The sequence below is a fragment of the Methyloversatilis sp. MC4-4 genome (assembly GCF_049843555.1).
GTDB lineage: Bacteria > Pseudomonadota > Gammaproteobacteria > Burkholderiales > Rhodocyclaceae > Methyloversatilis > Methyloversatilis discipulorum_B.
In genome coordinates this window covers 1-15,174 of record NZ_JBBHZK010000002.1, presented here as the reverse complement: position 1 = coordinate 15,174, position 15,174 = coordinate 1, and the positions used below count along the sequence as shown (strand labels likewise).

General features: G+C 69.1%; 13 protein-coding genes. 7 read left to right on the top strand and 6 right to left on the bottom strand.

Features of this window, described 5'->3' with window-relative positions:
* The first annotated feature begins 13 nt into the window (after positions 1-13).
* The 5 genes from WDZ97_RS06945 to WDZ97_RS06925 all read left to right on the top strand — a co-directional run bounded on the left by WDZ97_RS06945 (position 14) and on the right by WDZ97_RS06925 (position 6,192).
* Entirely contained in the window at positions 14-1,774 is a 1,761-nt protein-coding gene (locus WDZ97_RS06945) for a pyrroloquinoline quinone-dependent dehydrogenase (protein WP_425762267.1), read from the top strand.
* Between the two features lie 76 nt (positions 1,775-1,850).
* Positions 1,851-2,090 carry a hypothetical protein gene (locus WDZ97_RS06940; protein WP_304003550.1) on the top strand — a complete coding sequence of 80 codons (240 nt, stop codon included), beginning with the start codon at positions 1,851-1,853 and terminating at the stop codon, positions 2,088-2,090.
* Positions 2,087-4,420, top strand: a complete 2,334-nt coding sequence (pbpC, locus tag WDZ97_RS06935; protein ID WP_425762266.1) for a penicillin-binding protein 1C — start codon at positions 2,087-2,089, stop codon at positions 4,418-4,420. The genes WDZ97_RS06940 and pbpC overlap by 4 nt, the downstream gene beginning before the upstream one ends.
* Positions 4,421-4,735: 315 nt before the next feature.
* Positions 4,736-5,011 (top strand): cupin domain-containing protein, encoded by a 276-nt coding sequence (locus WDZ97_RS06930; protein WP_304003548.1) that lies wholly within the window; start codon positions 4,736-4,738, stop codon positions 5,009-5,011.
* A 278-nt stretch (positions 5,012-5,289) separates the two neighbouring features.
* On the top strand, positions 5,290-6,192 hold the full coding sequence (locus WDZ97_RS06925) for an HDOD domain-containing protein (RefSeq protein ID WP_425762265.1): 903 nt from the start codon (positions 5,290-5,292) through the stop codon (positions 6,190-6,192).
* A gap of 237 nt (positions 6,193-6,429) precedes the next feature.
* Here WDZ97_RS06925 and katG read toward each other — a convergent pair whose 3' ends face one another.
* From katG to WDZ97_RS06900, 5 genes are all read right to left on the bottom strand, one after another.
* The gene (katG, locus tag WDZ97_RS06920; RefSeq protein ID WP_425762264.1) at positions 6,430-8,604 is read right to left on the bottom strand and encodes a catalase/peroxidase HPI; all 2,175 of its coding nucleotides are present in this window, start codon (positions 8,602-8,604) and stop codon (positions 6,430-6,432) included.
* A 508-nt stretch (positions 8,605-9,112) separates the two neighbouring features.
* A complete protein-coding gene (locus WDZ97_RS06915) occupies positions 9,113-9,685 on the bottom strand; it encodes an aspartate/glutamate/uridylate kinase (protein ID WP_425762263.1) in 573 nt (190 codons plus the stop codon).
* Positions 9,682-9,864 carry a hypothetical protein gene (locus WDZ97_RS06910; protein ID WP_425762262.1) on the bottom strand — a complete coding sequence of 61 codons (183 nt, stop codon included), beginning with the start codon at positions 9,862-9,864 and terminating at the stop codon, positions 9,682-9,684. Before WDZ97_RS06910 ends, WDZ97_RS06915 begins: the two co-directional genes overlap by 4 nt.
* Positions 9,861-10,904: a hydantoinase/oxoprolinase family protein gene (locus tag WDZ97_RS06905; RefSeq protein ID WP_425762261.1), complete on the bottom strand. Its 1,044-nt coding sequence runs from the start codon at positions 10,902-10,904 to the stop codon at positions 9,861-9,863. The genes WDZ97_RS06910 and WDZ97_RS06905 overlap by 4 nt, the downstream gene beginning before the upstream one ends.
* Positions 10,888-11,880 (bottom strand): ATP-grasp domain-containing protein, encoded by a 993-nt coding sequence (locus WDZ97_RS06900; RefSeq protein WP_425762260.1) that lies wholly within the window; start codon positions 11,878-11,880, stop codon positions 10,888-10,890. Before WDZ97_RS06900 ends, WDZ97_RS06905 begins: the two co-directional genes overlap by 17 nt.
* Positions 11,881-11,892: 12 nt before the next feature.
* On the opposite strand from WDZ97_RS06900, the gene WDZ97_RS06895 reads away from it, so the two are divergent.
* Together WDZ97_RS06895 and WDZ97_RS06890 are read left to right on the top strand one after the other, a co-directional pair.
* Positions 11,893-12,576: a HisA/HisF-related TIM barrel protein gene (locus tag WDZ97_RS06895; protein ID WP_425762259.1), complete on the top strand. Its 684-nt coding sequence runs from the start codon at positions 11,893-11,895 to the stop codon at positions 12,574-12,576.
* Positions 12,577-12,921: 345 nt separating this feature from the next.
* Entirely contained in the window at positions 12,922-14,256 is a 1,335-nt protein-coding gene (locus WDZ97_RS06890; protein ID WP_425762258.1) for a sensor domain-containing diguanylate cyclase, read from the top strand.
* Here the strand turns inward: WDZ97_RS06890 and WDZ97_RS06885 are convergent.
* Positions 14,229-15,068, bottom strand: a complete 840-nt coding sequence (locus WDZ97_RS06885; RefSeq protein ID WP_425762257.1) for a zinc-dependent peptidase — start codon at positions 15,066-15,068, stop codon at positions 14,229-14,231. The genes WDZ97_RS06890 and WDZ97_RS06885 overlap by 28 nt on opposite strands.
* Positions 15,069-15,174 lie beyond the last annotated feature (106 nt).

The window sequence follows — 15,174 nt, the reverse complement described above, 5'->3', positions numbered from 1 at the left end:
TACCGATTACGGAATGCGCAGGTTCGCAGGCCACCTGCTGGCCGTGCTGACGCTGGCGACGGCCGTCGCCGCGTACGGCGAGAGCGGCAACACCGGCTGGCCGCTGCACGGCAACGACGCCGGCGGTCAGCGGCACGCGCGGCTGGACCAGATCAACCGCGACAACGTGGCGAAGCTCGAACCGGCCTGGACCTGGCATAGCGGCGTCAAGGCCACCTTCCAGGCCACGCCCATCGTGGTTGGCGACACGATGTATGTGTCGCTGCCGTTCAGTCACGTTGCCGCGCTCGACGCACGCAGCGGTCGCGAGCTTTGGCGTTACGAGCACCCGCGTGCGGCCGGCAGGCTGTGCTGCGGGCCGGCCAACCGCGGTGTGGCGGTGCGCGACGGCCGCGTCTTCGTCGGCACCGTCGACGCCCGTCTGATCGCGCTCGATGCGCGCACAGGCGCGCCGCTGTGGAACGTAGCGGTGGCCGACGCAGCGCCTGCGACCGAGCAGGCGGCGCAACTGCCGGACAGCGACCCGCTGAGCCGGCGCGAAACCCAGGGCTCGACCGGCGTCGGTATCGCGATGGCACCGCAGGTTGCCGGCGATCTGGTCATCGTCGGCATCACCGGCGTCGGCTACGGCCTGCACCCCGAGAACGCGGTGGTCGGTCTGCCTGGCCAGTACGGCCGCCCGGGCGTGCTGGCTGCGTTCGACGCTGCCAGCGGCCGGCGTGCGTGGCAGTTCGACGTGACCGGCCCTGGTTGGGAGGGCGACTTCGCCGCCCGCACCGCAGACGGTCTGGATCTCGGCCGCGACCTGCCGGGCGAGCGCGCGGCGCTCGCCCGCGAAGGCGGGGCGTGGCGCTTCGGTGGCGGCTCGCTGTGGGCGACGCCCGCCATCGACGCTGAACGCGGGCTGATCTTCTTCGGCACCGGCAACCCCTCACCACAGATGGCTGACGGCTCGCGCCCTGGCGACAACCTCTACACCGCTTCGCTGGTCGCGCTCGACCTGCGCACCGGTCGCCGCGTCTGGCACCACCAGCAAGTGCCACACGACCGCTGGGGCTATGACGTCGCCAGCCCGCCGGTGCTGTTCGAGCTGCAGCAGGGCGGCGAGCGCATCCCGGCGCTGGCGCAGCCGAGCAAGCTGGGCTGGGTCTATGTGCATGACCGACGCGACGGCCGGCTGCTGTTCCGCTCCGAGGCCTTCGTGCCGCAGCAGAACCTGTTCGCCGCACCCAGCGCCGAGGGGGTGGTGATCGCGCCGGGCATCGCCGGCGGCGCCAGCTGGTCGCCCTCTGCGCTCGATCCGCAGCAGACGCTGCTGTTCGTGCCCGGCATCCACCTGCCGACCCGCTACACGGTGCGCGAGGCCGAGCGCCCGGATGGCAACCGTTTCCGTTACGTGGTCAGCGAGCCGGAAGGTCCGCGTGGCGGCGTGCTGGCGGCCGTCGACCTCGCGCACGAGGGGCGGCTGCGCTGGCAGGTGAAGCTCGACCAGCCCATGGTCGGCGGCGTGCTGTCGACGGCCGGCGGGCTGCTGTTCACCGGTATCGGCGAGCGCAGCTTCGCCGCCTTCGACAGCGGCAGCGGCATGCGGCTGTGGTCGTGGCAGGTGGACGCCGGCGTCAATGCGCCGCCGGTTAGCTACGCGATCGACGGTCGTCAGTACGTCGCGGTCGCCGCCGGCGGCAACGCGCTGTTCGGCTTCCCGCAGGGCGACGCGCTTCATGTGTTCGCGCTGCCGCAGCCGGCGGTCGCTGCGGGGGCCGGCCTGCGCTGAGCGACCGGCGCCGATATCGGTTAGATTGCGGGCCTCGACCGCCGGCGCATCCCGCGCCGGTCCGCGACCGCCCGCCATGAGAACACTTGCCACCATCGCCAACGGACTCGACGCCCGCATGCTGCGTGACGTGCTCGCGCTCGAAGGCCTGCACGTGAAACTCACGGCCAGCTCTGCCGACGCGCGGCAGAGCGGGGCGGTCACGCTGCTGATCGAGGACGCCGAGTTCGAGCGCGGTCAGGCGCTGCTTGCGCGCTGGATGGCCGAACACCCGGCGCCCGGTTCCGATCCCGTTCCACCCCCGCACGCTGAATGAAGTCGGTCAGCGCGGCGTGGCGGCGGCGCATCGTCGCCGGCATCCTGCTGTTGCTGGCCGCACTGTGGCTGCTTGATCGCATCTTCCCGCCGCCGCTGCCGTCAGGTGACGACGGCTTCATCGTGCTGGCGCGCGACGGCAGCCCGCTGCGCGCCTGGCCCGGCAGCGACGGCGCCTGGCGCTATCCGGTCGCGCCGGCCGAAGTGTCGCCGCGCTACATCGAGGCGCTGCTCGGCTATGAAGACCGCTGGTTCCGCTGGCATCCGGGCGTCAATCCGGCCTCGCTCGCACGCGCCGCCTGGCAGTGGGCGACCACTGGCCGCATCGTGTCCGGCGGCTCCACGCTCACCATGCAGGTGGCACGCATCCTCGAACCGGTGCCGCGCACGCCGGCCGGCAAGCTGCGCCAGATCGTGCGCGCGCTGCAGCTGGAATGGCGGCTGTCGAAGGACGACATCCTGACGCTCTACCTGAATCACGCGCCGATGGGCGGCATCGTCGAAGGCGTCGAAATGGCCAGCCGCGCCTATCTGGGCAAGCCCTCGCGCGATCTCAGTCACGCCGAAGCCGCTCTGCTCGCCACGCTGCCGCGCGCGCCCAGCCGGCTGCGTCCGGACCGTGCGGCGCAGGCCGCACAGACCGCGCGAGACCGCGTGCTGGCGCGGCTCGAACACTTCGGCATTTGGTCGCCGGCGGTGGTGGCCGATGCGCGCATCGAACCGGTGATCGCGCAGAAGCTGCAGGGCGCCTGGCTTGCACCCTTGGCCGCCGAGCGCCTGCGCAGCCGCACGCGCAAGGCTAGCACCGCCGGCCTGACCCGCGTCGCCAGCACACTGGACCGCGAACTGCAGACCACGGTCGAGCGCCTGCTGGCCGACCGCGCCAGCGTGCTGCCGCCGCGCGTGTCCATCGCCGCACTCGTGATCGACACCGCCACGCTGGAAGTGCGCGCCTACGCCGGCTCGGCCGACTTCAGCGACAACGCGCGCGGCGCCCACGTCGACATGGTGCGCGGCGTGCGCTCACCCGGCTCGACGCTCAAGCCCTTCCTGTACGCGATGGCGCTGGACGACGGCCTCATCCATTCGGAAAGCCTGCTGATCGACGCGCCGCAGGCTTTCGGCGGCTACCAGCCGGGCAACTTCCAGGCGGACTTTTCCGGGCCGGTCAGTGTGTCGGAGGCGCTGCAACGATCGCTCAACGTGCCGGCGGTCGACCTGCTGGACCAGATCGGCCCGGCGCGCTTCGCCGCCCGGCTGCGTGATGCCGGCATCCCGCCGCGCATCGCCACCGGCGAGCAGCCCAATCTCAGCCTCATCCTTGGCGGCGCCGGTGTCACGCTGGAAGAACTGGTCGGTGGGTACCGCGCGCTCGCTGCCGGCGGGCTGGCCGGCAAGCCACGGCTCACGCCGGAGGCGCCGGTCGAGGAAACACGGCTGATGAGCGAGGGCGCGGCCTGGATCGTGCGCGACATCCTCGAAGGCGGCGGCCACCCGGACCGGCCCTTTGTCGAGGGCGGTGGCACCGCACCGCTGGCCTGGAAGACCGGCACCAGCTTCGGCTTCCGCGACGCCTGGGCGGTCGGCGTGTCCGGCCGCTACGCGCTGGGCGTGTGGCTCGGCCGGCCCGACGGCACGCCCAACCCTGGCTTTTTCGGCGCCAATGTCGCCGCGCCGCTGCTGAAGGACATCGCCGCGGCACTGCCGCGCGACGCGTTGCCCCCGCGCGACCGTCCGGCCACGGTGCAGCCGGTCGACATCTGCTGGCCCTTGGGCACGGCTGCAGCCGAAACGCCCGCGCCGCTGTGCCACCGCCGCCGGGCCGCCTGGTCACTGGCCGGCGCCGTGCCGCCCACCCGTCCGGACCGCATCGACGGCAGCAGCCTGCGCCAGACGGTGTGGCTGGAGCCGGCCAGCGGCCTGCGCACCGTGCCTGGCTGCGGCCACGGTCAGCCGCGCGATACCGCCCGCTGGCCCACGCTGCTGCAACCCTGGCTCGACGGCTGGCTACCCGCCGACCAGCGCATCCCCGACTGGCAACCCGGCTGTGCCCCCACCGGCGGCACCTCTGCCGCCACGCTGCGCATCGTCGGCCTCAGCGACGCCAGCCGCCTGCGCCCGGCCCCGCACCAGCGCCACGTGTCGCTGCAGCTCGCTGTGCGCGGCGCACAGGGGCCGGTGTACTGGTTGCTAGACGGGCAGAGGGTGGTGCCGGATGCGGGCGGCAAGCTGCTGCTGAACGAAGCAGGTGCGCACCGGCTGACCGTGATGGACGAAGGGGGGAGGCATCACAGCGTCCGTTTCACGGTGGATGCGCCGCCCGGGATCTAGCCAGCGCGAACGGGCCGTCCTTCCTGCTGCGGAGCTTGCGACACCCGGTGGCGGTTCTGTTCAGGGTTCAATCGCGAGCAGACCTCGCTTCGGCTGTGTTCCGTTCCTGACAATCCGATCCGCAAAAGCCGGCCGCACCGCAACGATGTGGTCCGATTCAGCGATCCCGCACCGCGCTGCCTTGACCCGTGCGCCGGCCGCCGTGAGCATGCAACCCTCGGTAACGGTCACGCTACGGTGGACCGTCCTTCGCTTTTCTCGCCACCCGGCGACCTCGTTTTTCGTTTCAACCTCCCATCCAATCAAGGAACAGTCATGACTCAAATCGTCGTCGATCACAACCCGACCGAAGAGAAGCTGAAGGCGCTGGGCGTGTCCAGCTGGTCGATCTGGGAAAAGGAAGTGTCGAAGTTCCCGCTCGACTTCTCGATGACCGAAAGCGCCTACCTGCTCGAAGGCGAGATCCACGTGACGCCGCAGGGTGGCGACAAGGTGGTGATCAAGGCCGGCGACTTCGTCGTGTTCCCGAAGGGCATGAAGTCGATGTGGGAAGTCGTGAAGCCGCTGCGCAAGCACTACAAGCACAGCTGAACGAACTCGCCGCCGCGACGAAAGGGCCTTGATGTTTCAAGGCCCTTTTTTGTTTTGCGTGGACGGTGATTGGCTCCCGGGCGACGGCGAAGTGCCACATAGTTGTCAGGTGCCGTGGATTGTTCAGGCGGATGATGCGCTGACGTCCTGAACGCGGATGGCGACTGTCCGGGTGCATCCGCTTGCGTCGCCCGCGTGTAGAGGATGGAACGAGACCGGTTGCTGTTCCGGTCAGCCCGCAGCTTTGGTCTGCGCCGTCGTCCGCCAGGGAGAACGGATTGAATCCATCGTTCAGCGCCACGACGCCCTCCGTCGCCACGCGCGATTTCACACGGATGCTCTCGCCGGCTGACGACAGCGCCCGCTCCTTCGACCTGCTGGCGGAACTCGCGCGCGATCTGCGGCCGGGGGTGATCTTTCCGATCTGTTTCGACGCGCTGCTGTGCGTGCGGCAGACGCTGCGCGCGCCCGAGGTGACGACGCCGCATCTGGCAGGCGCCGCGCGGGTCGATCCGCTGCTGTGCGCACGGCTGCTACGGCGCGCGAACCGCGGTCGGCGCGCAGCGCCGGTGACCGGCGTGCGCGATGCGCTGACGGCGCTGGGCGTTGATCGCGCACAGCGCGTGGCACGCGCGGTGTCCTGTGGCCAGATCGGCTGTGCGCGCCAGCTTTCCCACGTCGATGAACTGTCGCGCCGGCTGTGGCTGCACACGCTGCGCACGGCGGCCGGAGCCTTCGTACTGGCGCGCCGGCTCACGTCGCTCGATCCGGACGAGGCGATGACAGCCGGGCTGCTGCACGACATCGGCGCTTTCTATCTGCTTGACCGCCTGGCGCGGCGACCGTCGGCGGCGTTCGACGCACAGGACATCAATGCGCTCATCCTCGAATGGCACGAAAGCGTGGGCGAATCGCTGCTGCAGTCGCTGGGCGTACCCGAGGTGCTGATCGACGCGATGCGCGACCACGAACAGCCGCGCGCACGCACCGGCATGCCCCGCTCACTGTCGGATCTGGTGTTCACCGCCAGTGTGCTGGCCGGCGGCGCGAGCGAGCTGTACGACGACCCGGTATGTCATGTGAGTCAGCGCCCGGCACCGACGCGCGAGCGATTCGCCGGACTGTTGCCGGAGATCGAACAGGTGTTCGGTGTGCTGCGGCGCGGCGCGATGCGGGGATAGGACGGATTTTTCCTGTGGAGCGGCCCTGGCCGCGGCGCGGCGGGCGCGCATTCGATGCAGGTTGCCGTCGGGGTCAGAAGACCCCTCCCACAAAACCGTGGCTCCGGCTCAGGCCACGAGTCTGGCGCCTCTGCTGTGGGAGCCACCTTGGCCGCAACGTGAATGCCGCGGGCCACATCAAGAAAAAGCCCGCCCCGCGGATGCGGAGGCGGGCTTTTTCATGACGGCCGGGCGACTTCAGGCGAGGTCGAAGCGGTCGGCGTTCATCACCTTTGTCCAGGCAGCGACGAAGTCGCGGACGAACTTTTCCCTGTTGTCGTCCTGCGCGTAGACCTCGGCGTAGGCGCGCAGGATGGAGTTCGAACCGAACACCAGGTCGACGCGGGTGGCCGTCCATTTCACCTGGCCGGTCCTGCGGTCGACGATCTCGTACAGATTGCTGCCAGCCGGCTTCCAGCGGTAGGCCATGTCGGTCAGATTGACGAAGAAGTCGTTCGTCAGCGCGCCGACGCGGTCGGTGAATACGCCATGCGGGCTGCCGCTGTGGTTGGCGCCGAGCACGCGGAGGCCGCCGACCAGCGCGGTCATTTCCGGGGCGGTGAGGCCGAGGAGCTGGGTGCGGTCGAGCAGCAGTTCTTCCGGCTTCACCACGTAGTCGCGCGGCTGCCAGTTGCGGTAGCCGTCGGCGGCCGGCTCGAGCACTTCGAACGATTCGACGTCGGTCTGCGCCTGGCTGGCGTCGCCACGCCCGGGTGCGAACGGCACGGAGACATTGAAGCCGGCCGCCTTGATCGCCTGCTCGACACCGACATTGCCGGCCAGAACGATGACGTCGGCCACGCTGGCGCCGGTGTCGGCGGCGATGCGTTCATACACCGGCAGTACCCGGGCGAGGCGGGAAGGTTCGTTGGCTTCCCAGTCCTTCTGAGGCGCGAGGCGGATGCGGGCGCCATTGGCGCCGCCGCGGAAGTCGGAGCCGCGGAAGGTGCGCGCGCTGTCCCAGGCCGTGGCGACCATGTCGCCGATGCTCAGACCCGCCGCTGCGATCTTCGCCTTGACGGCGGCAAGGTCGTAGTCGGTGCGACCGGCGGGCACCGGGTCCTGCCAGATAAGGTCTTCGCTCGGCACTTCCGGACCGATGTAGCGGGTTTTCGGCCCCATGTCGCGGTGGGTGAGCTTGAACCAGGCGCGGGCGAACGCTTCGCTGAAGTAGGCCGGGTCGGCGTGGAAGCGTTCGGAAATCTTCCGGTAGGCCGGGTCCATCTTCATCGCCATGTCGGCGTCGGTCATGATGGGGTTGCGGCGGATGGACGGGTTCTCGGCGTCGACCGGCTTGTCTTCCTCGCGGATGTTGACCGGTTCCCATTGCCACGCGCCGGCCGGGCTCTTCTTCAATTCCCAGTCGTAACCCAGCAGCAGCTTGAAGTAGCCGTCGTCCCATCGGGTCGGGTTCGTGGTCCAGGCACCTTCGAGGCCGCTGGTGACCGTCTGGTTGCCGACGCCGCGCGTGCGGTGGTTCATCCAGCCGAAGCCCTGTTCCTCGATCGGCGCGCCTTCGGGCGAGGGGCCGAGCAGGGCGGCATCGCCGTTGCCGTGCGCCTTGCCCACGGTGTGACCGCCGGCGGTGAGCGCGACGGTTTCCTCGTCGTTCATCGCCATGCGGGCGAAGGTGATGCGTACGTCGTGAGCAGTCTTCAGCGGGTCCGGCTGGCCGTCCACGCCTTCCGGGTTCACATAGATCAGACCCATCATCACCGCGGCCAGCGGATTGGCGAGGTCGCGTTCGCCCGAGTAGCGGCTGTGCGGGTTGTCCGACTTGGCCAGCCATTCCTTTTCCGAACCCCAGTAGATGTCCTTTTCCGGGTGCCAGATGTCTTCGCGGCCGAAGGCGAAGCCGTAGGTTTTCAGGCCCATCGATTCATAGGCCACGGTACCCGCGTACAGGATGAGATCGGCCCAGGACAGCTTGTTGCCGTACTTCTTCTTGATCGGCCACAGCAGGCGACGGGCCTTGTCGAGGTTGCCGTTGTCGGGCCAGGAGTTGAGCGGGGCGAAGCGCTGGTTACCGGTACCGCCGCCGCCGCGGCCGTCGGCCACGCGGTAGGTACCGGCGGCATGCCAGGCCATCCGTATCATCAGGCCGCCGTAATGACCCCAGTCGGCCGGCCACCAGTCCTGACTGTCGGTCATCAGCGCGGTCACATCCCGCCTGAGTGCGGCGAAGTCGAGTTTCTTCACCTCTTCCCGATAGTTGAAGCCTTCACCCATCGGATTGGTCTTGCGGTCGTGCTGGTGCAGGATGTCCAGGTTCAGTCCCTCGGGCCACCACTCCATCACGTTGATGCGGCCGGTGGTCGCACTGCCGTGCATGACCGGGCATTTGCCGATCGTGTTCTGATCTCTCGTGTTCACATCGATCTCCTTGTTTTTCGGGACTCCGGCGCGATGCCTGTGGCCGGGGTCAGTAAGCGCCCGGAACAAGCTGTTGCGGGCAGTCGTGGTGCAACCAAGATGCGGGGGGGAGCAAGACCCCGCCTTCAACCCTGCATGCTCTGTTTTTCTGGGTGCTCGACAGTCATCGCGCATCGGCGTGTGCCGCGACTGAACGTGCGGAACAGATTCTGCGTCGCCGCCCGCGGCGCCGTGATCGATATTTTCTTTATATTTAGATCAAGTCTAAAAAATCGTCCAAGTTGAAGTGCGACATGGGAATCGAGGACTGACGGAACGTTCGATTTCACATCGTCGATACCTGCGGCACGTGCGAGATCGAAATGTTCCCGCGGTCGCGTTGATCGACGCCTGCGGTCAGCGCCCGGGGCGTCGCGGCCAAGGCCGCTCCCACGGGGTCCGGCGCCAGACCCGCGGTCGGAGCCACGGTTTGTGAGAGGGGTCGTCCGTCCCCGACCTTGACGCCGAACTAGAACGGCGAGTCGGCGTGGGCGAGGCGAACGTCGATGTTCGCCCGGGCCGCGATCTGCGGCAGATGCGGGTCGACGATGCCCTGTGCAGCGAGTGCCGCGAGATCACCTTCCGGCAGGGCGCAGGACTTCACCAGCAGAACGCCCGGGCTGCCGATGCGGGCAGCGAGCCAGACGGCGATGCTGTCGGAGGTGACCGTCCAGTCTCGCGGGATGTCGGTGCTGAGGTCGAGAAGACGGGAAGGCAGCCACACCGGCGTGCGGCCGGCCGCGCAGTGGTCGGCCAGCGCGTCGATATCGTCGCAGGCGACCAGCGCCGGAAACAGGTCGCACAGCATCAGCCCGCACTGGTCCATCGCGCGCAGCGCCATCCGGTGCGCCGCGTCATCGGAAAAGCGCCAGTGCGTCTGGGCGTCGCGTACGGCGTCGGCATATGCCCCGCCACCTGGCACGATGACTGCGCTGCCTGCCGCTTCGCCGGCAAGCCGTTCGCACCAGCGCTGCAGTCGTCCGTCATGCGGGTCGGACAGCAGGCTGCCGCCGAGCTTGATCACGACAGGTTCGTGCGTCACGGCTTGTGGTCGCGGTCGACGCGGCGGTCCAGCATCTGGCCGAGCAGGCGCAGCGCCAGCAGATAGACGATGGCCAACACGAGCATCTGCGCACCGCCGCCGGTCAGCGTCTTGAACGGCGCGTAAAGCAGGCCGAAGGCGACGACACCGACCAGATGGATGACGGCGGACGGTTTCATCGCCCACCCTCGGCCAGCAACGCCACCGCGACCGCGGGTGCGCAGGTGGTGGCTTCGTCCGCGCAGTCGGGCGCGAGGTCGGCGATCAGCTCACCCAGCGTGACGGCCGGGCGGCCGAGCGCGCGGGCGAGACCGGCGGCGACGAAGCGGCCGGCGCCGGCGCAGACCACCGGTGCGTCGGACGCGAGCGCGGTGATGCCGGGCAGGGCGCGGCAGGCGTCCACCAGCGCGTCAAGCTGAGCCTCGGCGAGAGCCGAGGCGAGTGCGCGCCAGTCTTCCATCGAGCCCTCGGCGAGGTCGCGACCTATCATGCGCGCCAGCCGGCGGGCGCTGGCCTCCACCGTCTTGGCGCCGCCGTCGGCAGCCGGGTACTGGTCGGCGTGCTCCGGCAGTTCCCCGAGCAGGCGCCACACGTCCGCCGTGGTGGCGAAGTACTCGGCCATCAGCCGGTGGCGCCGACCCTTGAAGTTGATGGCAGGCGCCAGCGCCATCAGCGGCGTGCGCACGACGCCGGCATAGACCAGCTCGCCGCTGATCAGCCGGTCGGCGTCGGAGCAGCTGGTCGTGGCGACGCCGCCATCGATGACGATGAGGTCGCTGGTGGTGCTGCCGACGTCAGCCAGCAGCGCCTGCGGCAGACGGGTGGCGAGCCACGCCGCGGTGGCGAGCCAGTTGGCCGAGGCGATGTCGTCGGCGCGCACGCGCGCCTCATCGACCTGCGCCCAGCCAGCGCGACCGGCGTACAGCGAAATGTCGCCGGCCACTGCGGTGCGCATGCACTGCGCGATGCCGGCCACGCCGTCGGCGCGGGCGTCGAACAGGTCCGTCATTTCGCCGGTCATCGTGATCGCGTGACGCGGCGCGGCGCCCAGTGCGGCCAGCGCTTCGGCCGCGGCGGCGTCGAGCTTGTCCAGCCCCTGCCACAGCGGGCAGGCCACCTGCACCACGCCGCTCACCCGGCCGCCGTCGATGCGCGCGGCCTTCACGTGAGCGCCGCCGATGTCCCAGCCGATCAGCGCGGCGTCAGACGGTTTCTTCATGGGCGTCAAGGGTAAGGGTGTGCGGGCGCGGAGTGTCGGTCGACGGCAGGCTGCCGTCGCGCGCCGCGCTCAGTGTGGCGGCGACCAGATTGAGGCCGGTCGCCGCGCGCAGCGCGCAGGCCGAGGTGCTCATGCGCGGGTTGATCTCGACCACGACCGGGCCATCCGCCGTTTCGATGAAATCGACGCCGACCGGCCCGAGCAGGCCGGGCAGTGCGGCGGCGATGCGCTGCGCGAGCGCAGCGTGCTGTGGCGTGGCGTCGACGGCGCCGACAGCGAGCGCGGCGAGGCGCACGCGTTCGCCGCGGTGTTCGAGCACTTGCCGGTTCACCGACAGCAGCGCGGCGCGGCCGCGCGCGCACAGCAGGTTCATGCTGCGCGCTTCGCCGTCCAGCCAGGGCTGGGCGATGTGATCCGGCCCGGCGGCGCGCAATGCGCGCGCGGCGGCGGCACGGTCGACCAGGCGCTGCAGGCCGTCGCAACCGGCGCCGTCGTCCGGCTTCACTGCCCACGCGCCGAGAATGTCCGGCAGCGCGTCGGCGTCGCTGTAGTGCGGCAGCACGGCGACGCCGGCCTCTGCCAGCACGCGGGCCGTGCGCGATTTCGACGCGGCGACGCGGCAGCTTGCGGCGTCGCAGCCGAGCAGGCGGCTGCCGCCCGCTTCGACGCGGGCGGCCAGCGTGGCGAGCAGATCGCCGGTTTCCGGAGCGACGATGAGCACCGCGTCGGCAGCCGCCAGCGCGGCGTCGAAGGCCGTGTCGAACGCGTCGGCCTCGGCCACCGCGATCGAGTCGGGAAGCGCCGCTTCGAGCCGGGCGTCGTGCAGCGTCACCAGTTCGGCGCCAGCGATGTCGGCGGCGTCGCGCAGCAGCGCATCGCGCATCAGGCGCCCTTCGCGCGCGAGCGAGGTCGGCAGCGGCTGGCCGGCCAGACCGCCGCCGGTGATAAACTCGAACACGAAAATTCGTTGATTCATATAAGGTTTTCTGTGCCTGAACTGATACCCGTGATCGACCTGATGCAAGGTCGGGTCGTGCACGCGCGCCGTGGCGACCGGCAAGCTTACCAGCCGCTGCGCTCGCGCCTCGTCGAGGGTTGCGTGCCGGTGGACGTGGTCGATGCGCTACTCGCCGCCACCGCCGCCCGCCATATCTATATCGCCGACCTCGACGCCATCCGCCGGCTGGGCGGCGACCACGCGGTCGTGATCGCCGCACTGGCCGAGCGTCATCAGCGGGTCGAGTTCTGGGTGGACGGTGGTTTTGCCGATGCCGACGCCGCGCTGGCGCTGCACCGCGCAACCGGCGCGACACCCGTGCTGGGCAGCGAAAGCCTGACCGACCCCGATGCGTTGGCGAAGCTGTGGGCGGCGGGCGTGCCGGCGCTGCTGTCGCTCGACTATCGCGGCGGCGTTCCGCTCGGCGCCGACTGGGCACACGCGCCGGGATTCTGGCCGGCACGGGTGATCGCGATGGAGCTGGCGCGTGTCGGCTCGGAGGCCGGGCCGGAGCTGGCGCTGATCGACCGCCTGCGCGCCCGGCGCCCGGACGTCGCCGTGATTGCCGCCGGTGGCGTGCGCGACGCGGCCGACCTGGCGGCGCTGGACGCCGCTGGCGTACCGGCCGTGCTGGTGGCGAGCGCGCTGCACGACGGCCGGCTCGCGGGCTGCTGAGGCTGCGTGCTGCGGTGCGGAATTCGCGGTGTTTCAAACGCCACGATTTTTTACCGACAGATCAATCGCAAGGAGTAGATTGCATTTCGATACAGCACGGCTGGATCACGGGCAGATCCGGCGCGGCGTGAACAGCTCAGGGAAATGAAAGCCCGCCAAATGGCGGTCCGGATCCCTTGCATGGGTCCGACATAACGAACTGGCAAGAAAATGCCATACGTATCGACAGACGACAGCCCGGAATTGCTTTCGACGCATGCGGCCGGTCCGCGCGAACGTCGGCTGGTCAGTCTCGTCGTCATATTTTCGCTGCTGCTTTTTGCAATCAGCGTGCCCTACGCGAAAATGCCTTTGCCACATATTCCGGCATTTGTCGCGGTCTACGATTCCGCATTGTTCGTCGTCTATCTGGTCACCGCCGTACTGCTCTACGGGCATGGCGTGACGCTGCGCTCAAGCGCCATGTTCCTGCTGGCGGACGGCTTTTTCTATGCCTCGGCGATGATCGCGCCACATCTGCTCACCTATCCCGAAGTGTTTTCGCCCGAAGGATTGCTCGGTGCGGGCAGGCAGACCACTGCGTGGATATTCCAGTTCTGGCATGTCGGATTTCCGCTGTGCGTGATCGGCTATTCATTGATGATGCCGAAAGAATGCATCAGGGGCTCTGGAATACGCTCGATATTCGGCAGCGTGGGGCGACATGTTTCATGCACGCTGCTGCTGGCCGTACTGTCCACGCTGCTGGCAATACATGGTACGAATCTATTGCCCGACATCATGATAGGAGCACTCGGATATACCCACCGAATGTTCTGGATCGTGTCCGCAATATGGATTCTGAACGGCTTTGCGCTGTATGTGCTGTGGCGGAAGAAGCCACGCGCCGCGCTCGATCTGTGGCTCATCGTCACCATGGTGGCCTGGCTGCTGGAGGTGGCGCTGGTGGCGGTGTTCAACGCCGGGCGCTACGACCTCGGCTTCTACGTCGGGCGCGTCCACGGGCTGCTGGCGGCCAGCATGGTGCTGGTCGCGCTGGTGATCGAGAACGGGCGCCTGTACGCCCATCTCGGCCGTGCGCATGAGCGGGTGAGGCTGAAGGCGTCGGAACTCGAACGCCTGAATGCGACCGACGCGCTGACCGGCATCGCCAATCGCCGGGTGTTCGGCGAAACGCTGGGTCGCGAATGGCATCGCAGTCTGCGCAGCGGCCGGCCGCTGTCGCTGCTGATGCTGGATGTCGATCACTTCAAGCTCTACAACGACACGCACGGTCACCTCGGCGGCGACGAATGCCTGCGCAGTGTTGCGCAGGCGCTGGCGTCCTGTACGCGGCGCGCCTCCGATCTGGTGGCGCGCTACGGCGGCGAGGAGTTCGCCATCCTGCTGCCGGACACCGGCGAGTCGGACGCCTCGGCGGTGGCGCAGTCGGCCTGCCGCGCCGTGCTGTCGCTGGGCATTCCGCACGGCAAGTCGTCGGTGAACGATTGCGTAACGATCAGCGTCGGGGTCGCCACCTTCGTGCCGCCGCCCGCCTTCGTCGGCAAGCTGGCCGGCAAGCCCTCTTCGCTGATCGACGCCGCTGACCAGGCGCTGTACGACGCCAAGCAGCAGGGCCGCAACCGCGTGGTGGTGCAGGTGCAGCCGGTGAGCTACCACACCAGCGGATTCACCCGGTAGTAGGACGACAGTTCGGCGTAGGCCTCGGGCAGCGCCGCGGCGAGATGATGCGGGCGCTCGAAGAAGCTTTCGGTGGCGACCGCGAAGAACTCAGCCGGGCTGTAGGCCCCGTAGGGGTCGAGCACCGGCGGCTCGTGCGCCGCGACCTGCTGGTGCAGCATCGCGTAGGCGGCGCCCATCACCGCCGCCCAGCGCGCCACGCGCGCCGCACCGCGCAGTGGGGGCGCGCCGTTTGCCTCGCCGTTCTCCTGGTCGAGCTGGTGCGCGAATTCATGGATGACGACGTTGTGCCCGTCGGCTGCGTCTGCAGCACCGGCGAGCACCGCGTCCCAGGCCAGCACCACCTGGCCGCGCGACGACGATTCGCCCAGGTGCACGCGCCGCCATGCGTGCTGCACGCCGGCGGCATCGGTCTCGGTGCGGGTGACGGCGAAGGCGCCCGGATAGACCAGGATTTCGCGCAGCCCGGCGAAGTAGTCGGTCGGCCGGTTCAGGATGAGCAGGCAGGCCTGGGCGGCGATCAGCACCCGCACCTCGTCGGTGATCACCATGCCGTCGCAGCCGATGAAGCGCTTTTCCGCGACGAACACCTGGATGCGTCGGCGCAATTGCTGCTGCAGGTCAGGCGGCAGTGCGCGCCAGGCCGGCATGTTCTGCTGCAACAGACGGCGCCACTCCGCAGGGAATGGACGCGCCCGGATGCGGCGCCGGCGCAGTGCGGTACGCAGCGGATCGGCGAACAGCCACAGTGCGGCAGACAGCAGTACCGCGATCAGGGCCGCCAGTGCGAGGGTGGAGGTGAGCGGAGTCATCAATCGCAGATAGGGGCAGCGGCAGTTGTTTCAAGGCGGGCAGATATCCTGCCTCTGTGCGCTGTCGGCGTAGGATGACTCCACCCACACAGCCGCCTAGGCGCCA

Excerpts from the sequence above, each read along its gene's own strand:
- WDZ97_RS06945 (WP_425762267.1), top strand. The coding sequence starts at position 14 with ATGCGCAGGTTCGCAGGCCACCTGCTGGCCGTGCTGACGCTGGCGACG.
- WDZ97_RS06940 (WP_304003550.1), top strand. The coding sequence starts at position 1,851 with ATGAGAACACTTGCCACCATCGCCAACGGACTCGACGCCCGCATGCTG.
- pbpC (WP_425762266.1), top strand. The coding sequence starts at position 2,087 with ATGAAGTCGGTCAGCGCGGCGTGGCGGCGGCGCATCGTCGCCGGCATC.
- WDZ97_RS06930 (WP_304003548.1), top strand. The coding sequence starts at position 4,736 with ATGACTCAAATCGTCGTCGATCACAACCCGACCGAAGAGAAGCTGAAG.
- WDZ97_RS06910 (WP_425762262.1), bottom strand. The coding sequence starts at position 9,864 with ATGAAACCGTCCGCCGTCATCCATCTGGTCGGTGTCGTCGCCTTCGGC.
- WDZ97_RS06905 (WP_425762261.1), bottom strand. The coding sequence starts at position 10,904 with ATGAAGAAACCGTCTGACGCCGCGCTGATCGGCTGGGACATCGGCGGC.
- WDZ97_RS06900 (WP_425762260.1), bottom strand. The coding sequence starts at position 11,880 with ATGAATCAACGAATTTTCGTGTTCGAGTTTATCACCGGCGGCGGTCTG.
- WDZ97_RS06890 (WP_425762258.1), top strand. The coding sequence starts at position 12,922 with ATGCCTTTGCCACATATTCCGGCATTTGTCGCGGTCTACGATTCCGCA.
- WDZ97_RS06885 (WP_425762257.1), bottom strand. The coding sequence starts at position 15,068 with ATGACTCCGCTCACCTCCACCCTCGCACTGGCGGCCCTGATCGCGGTA.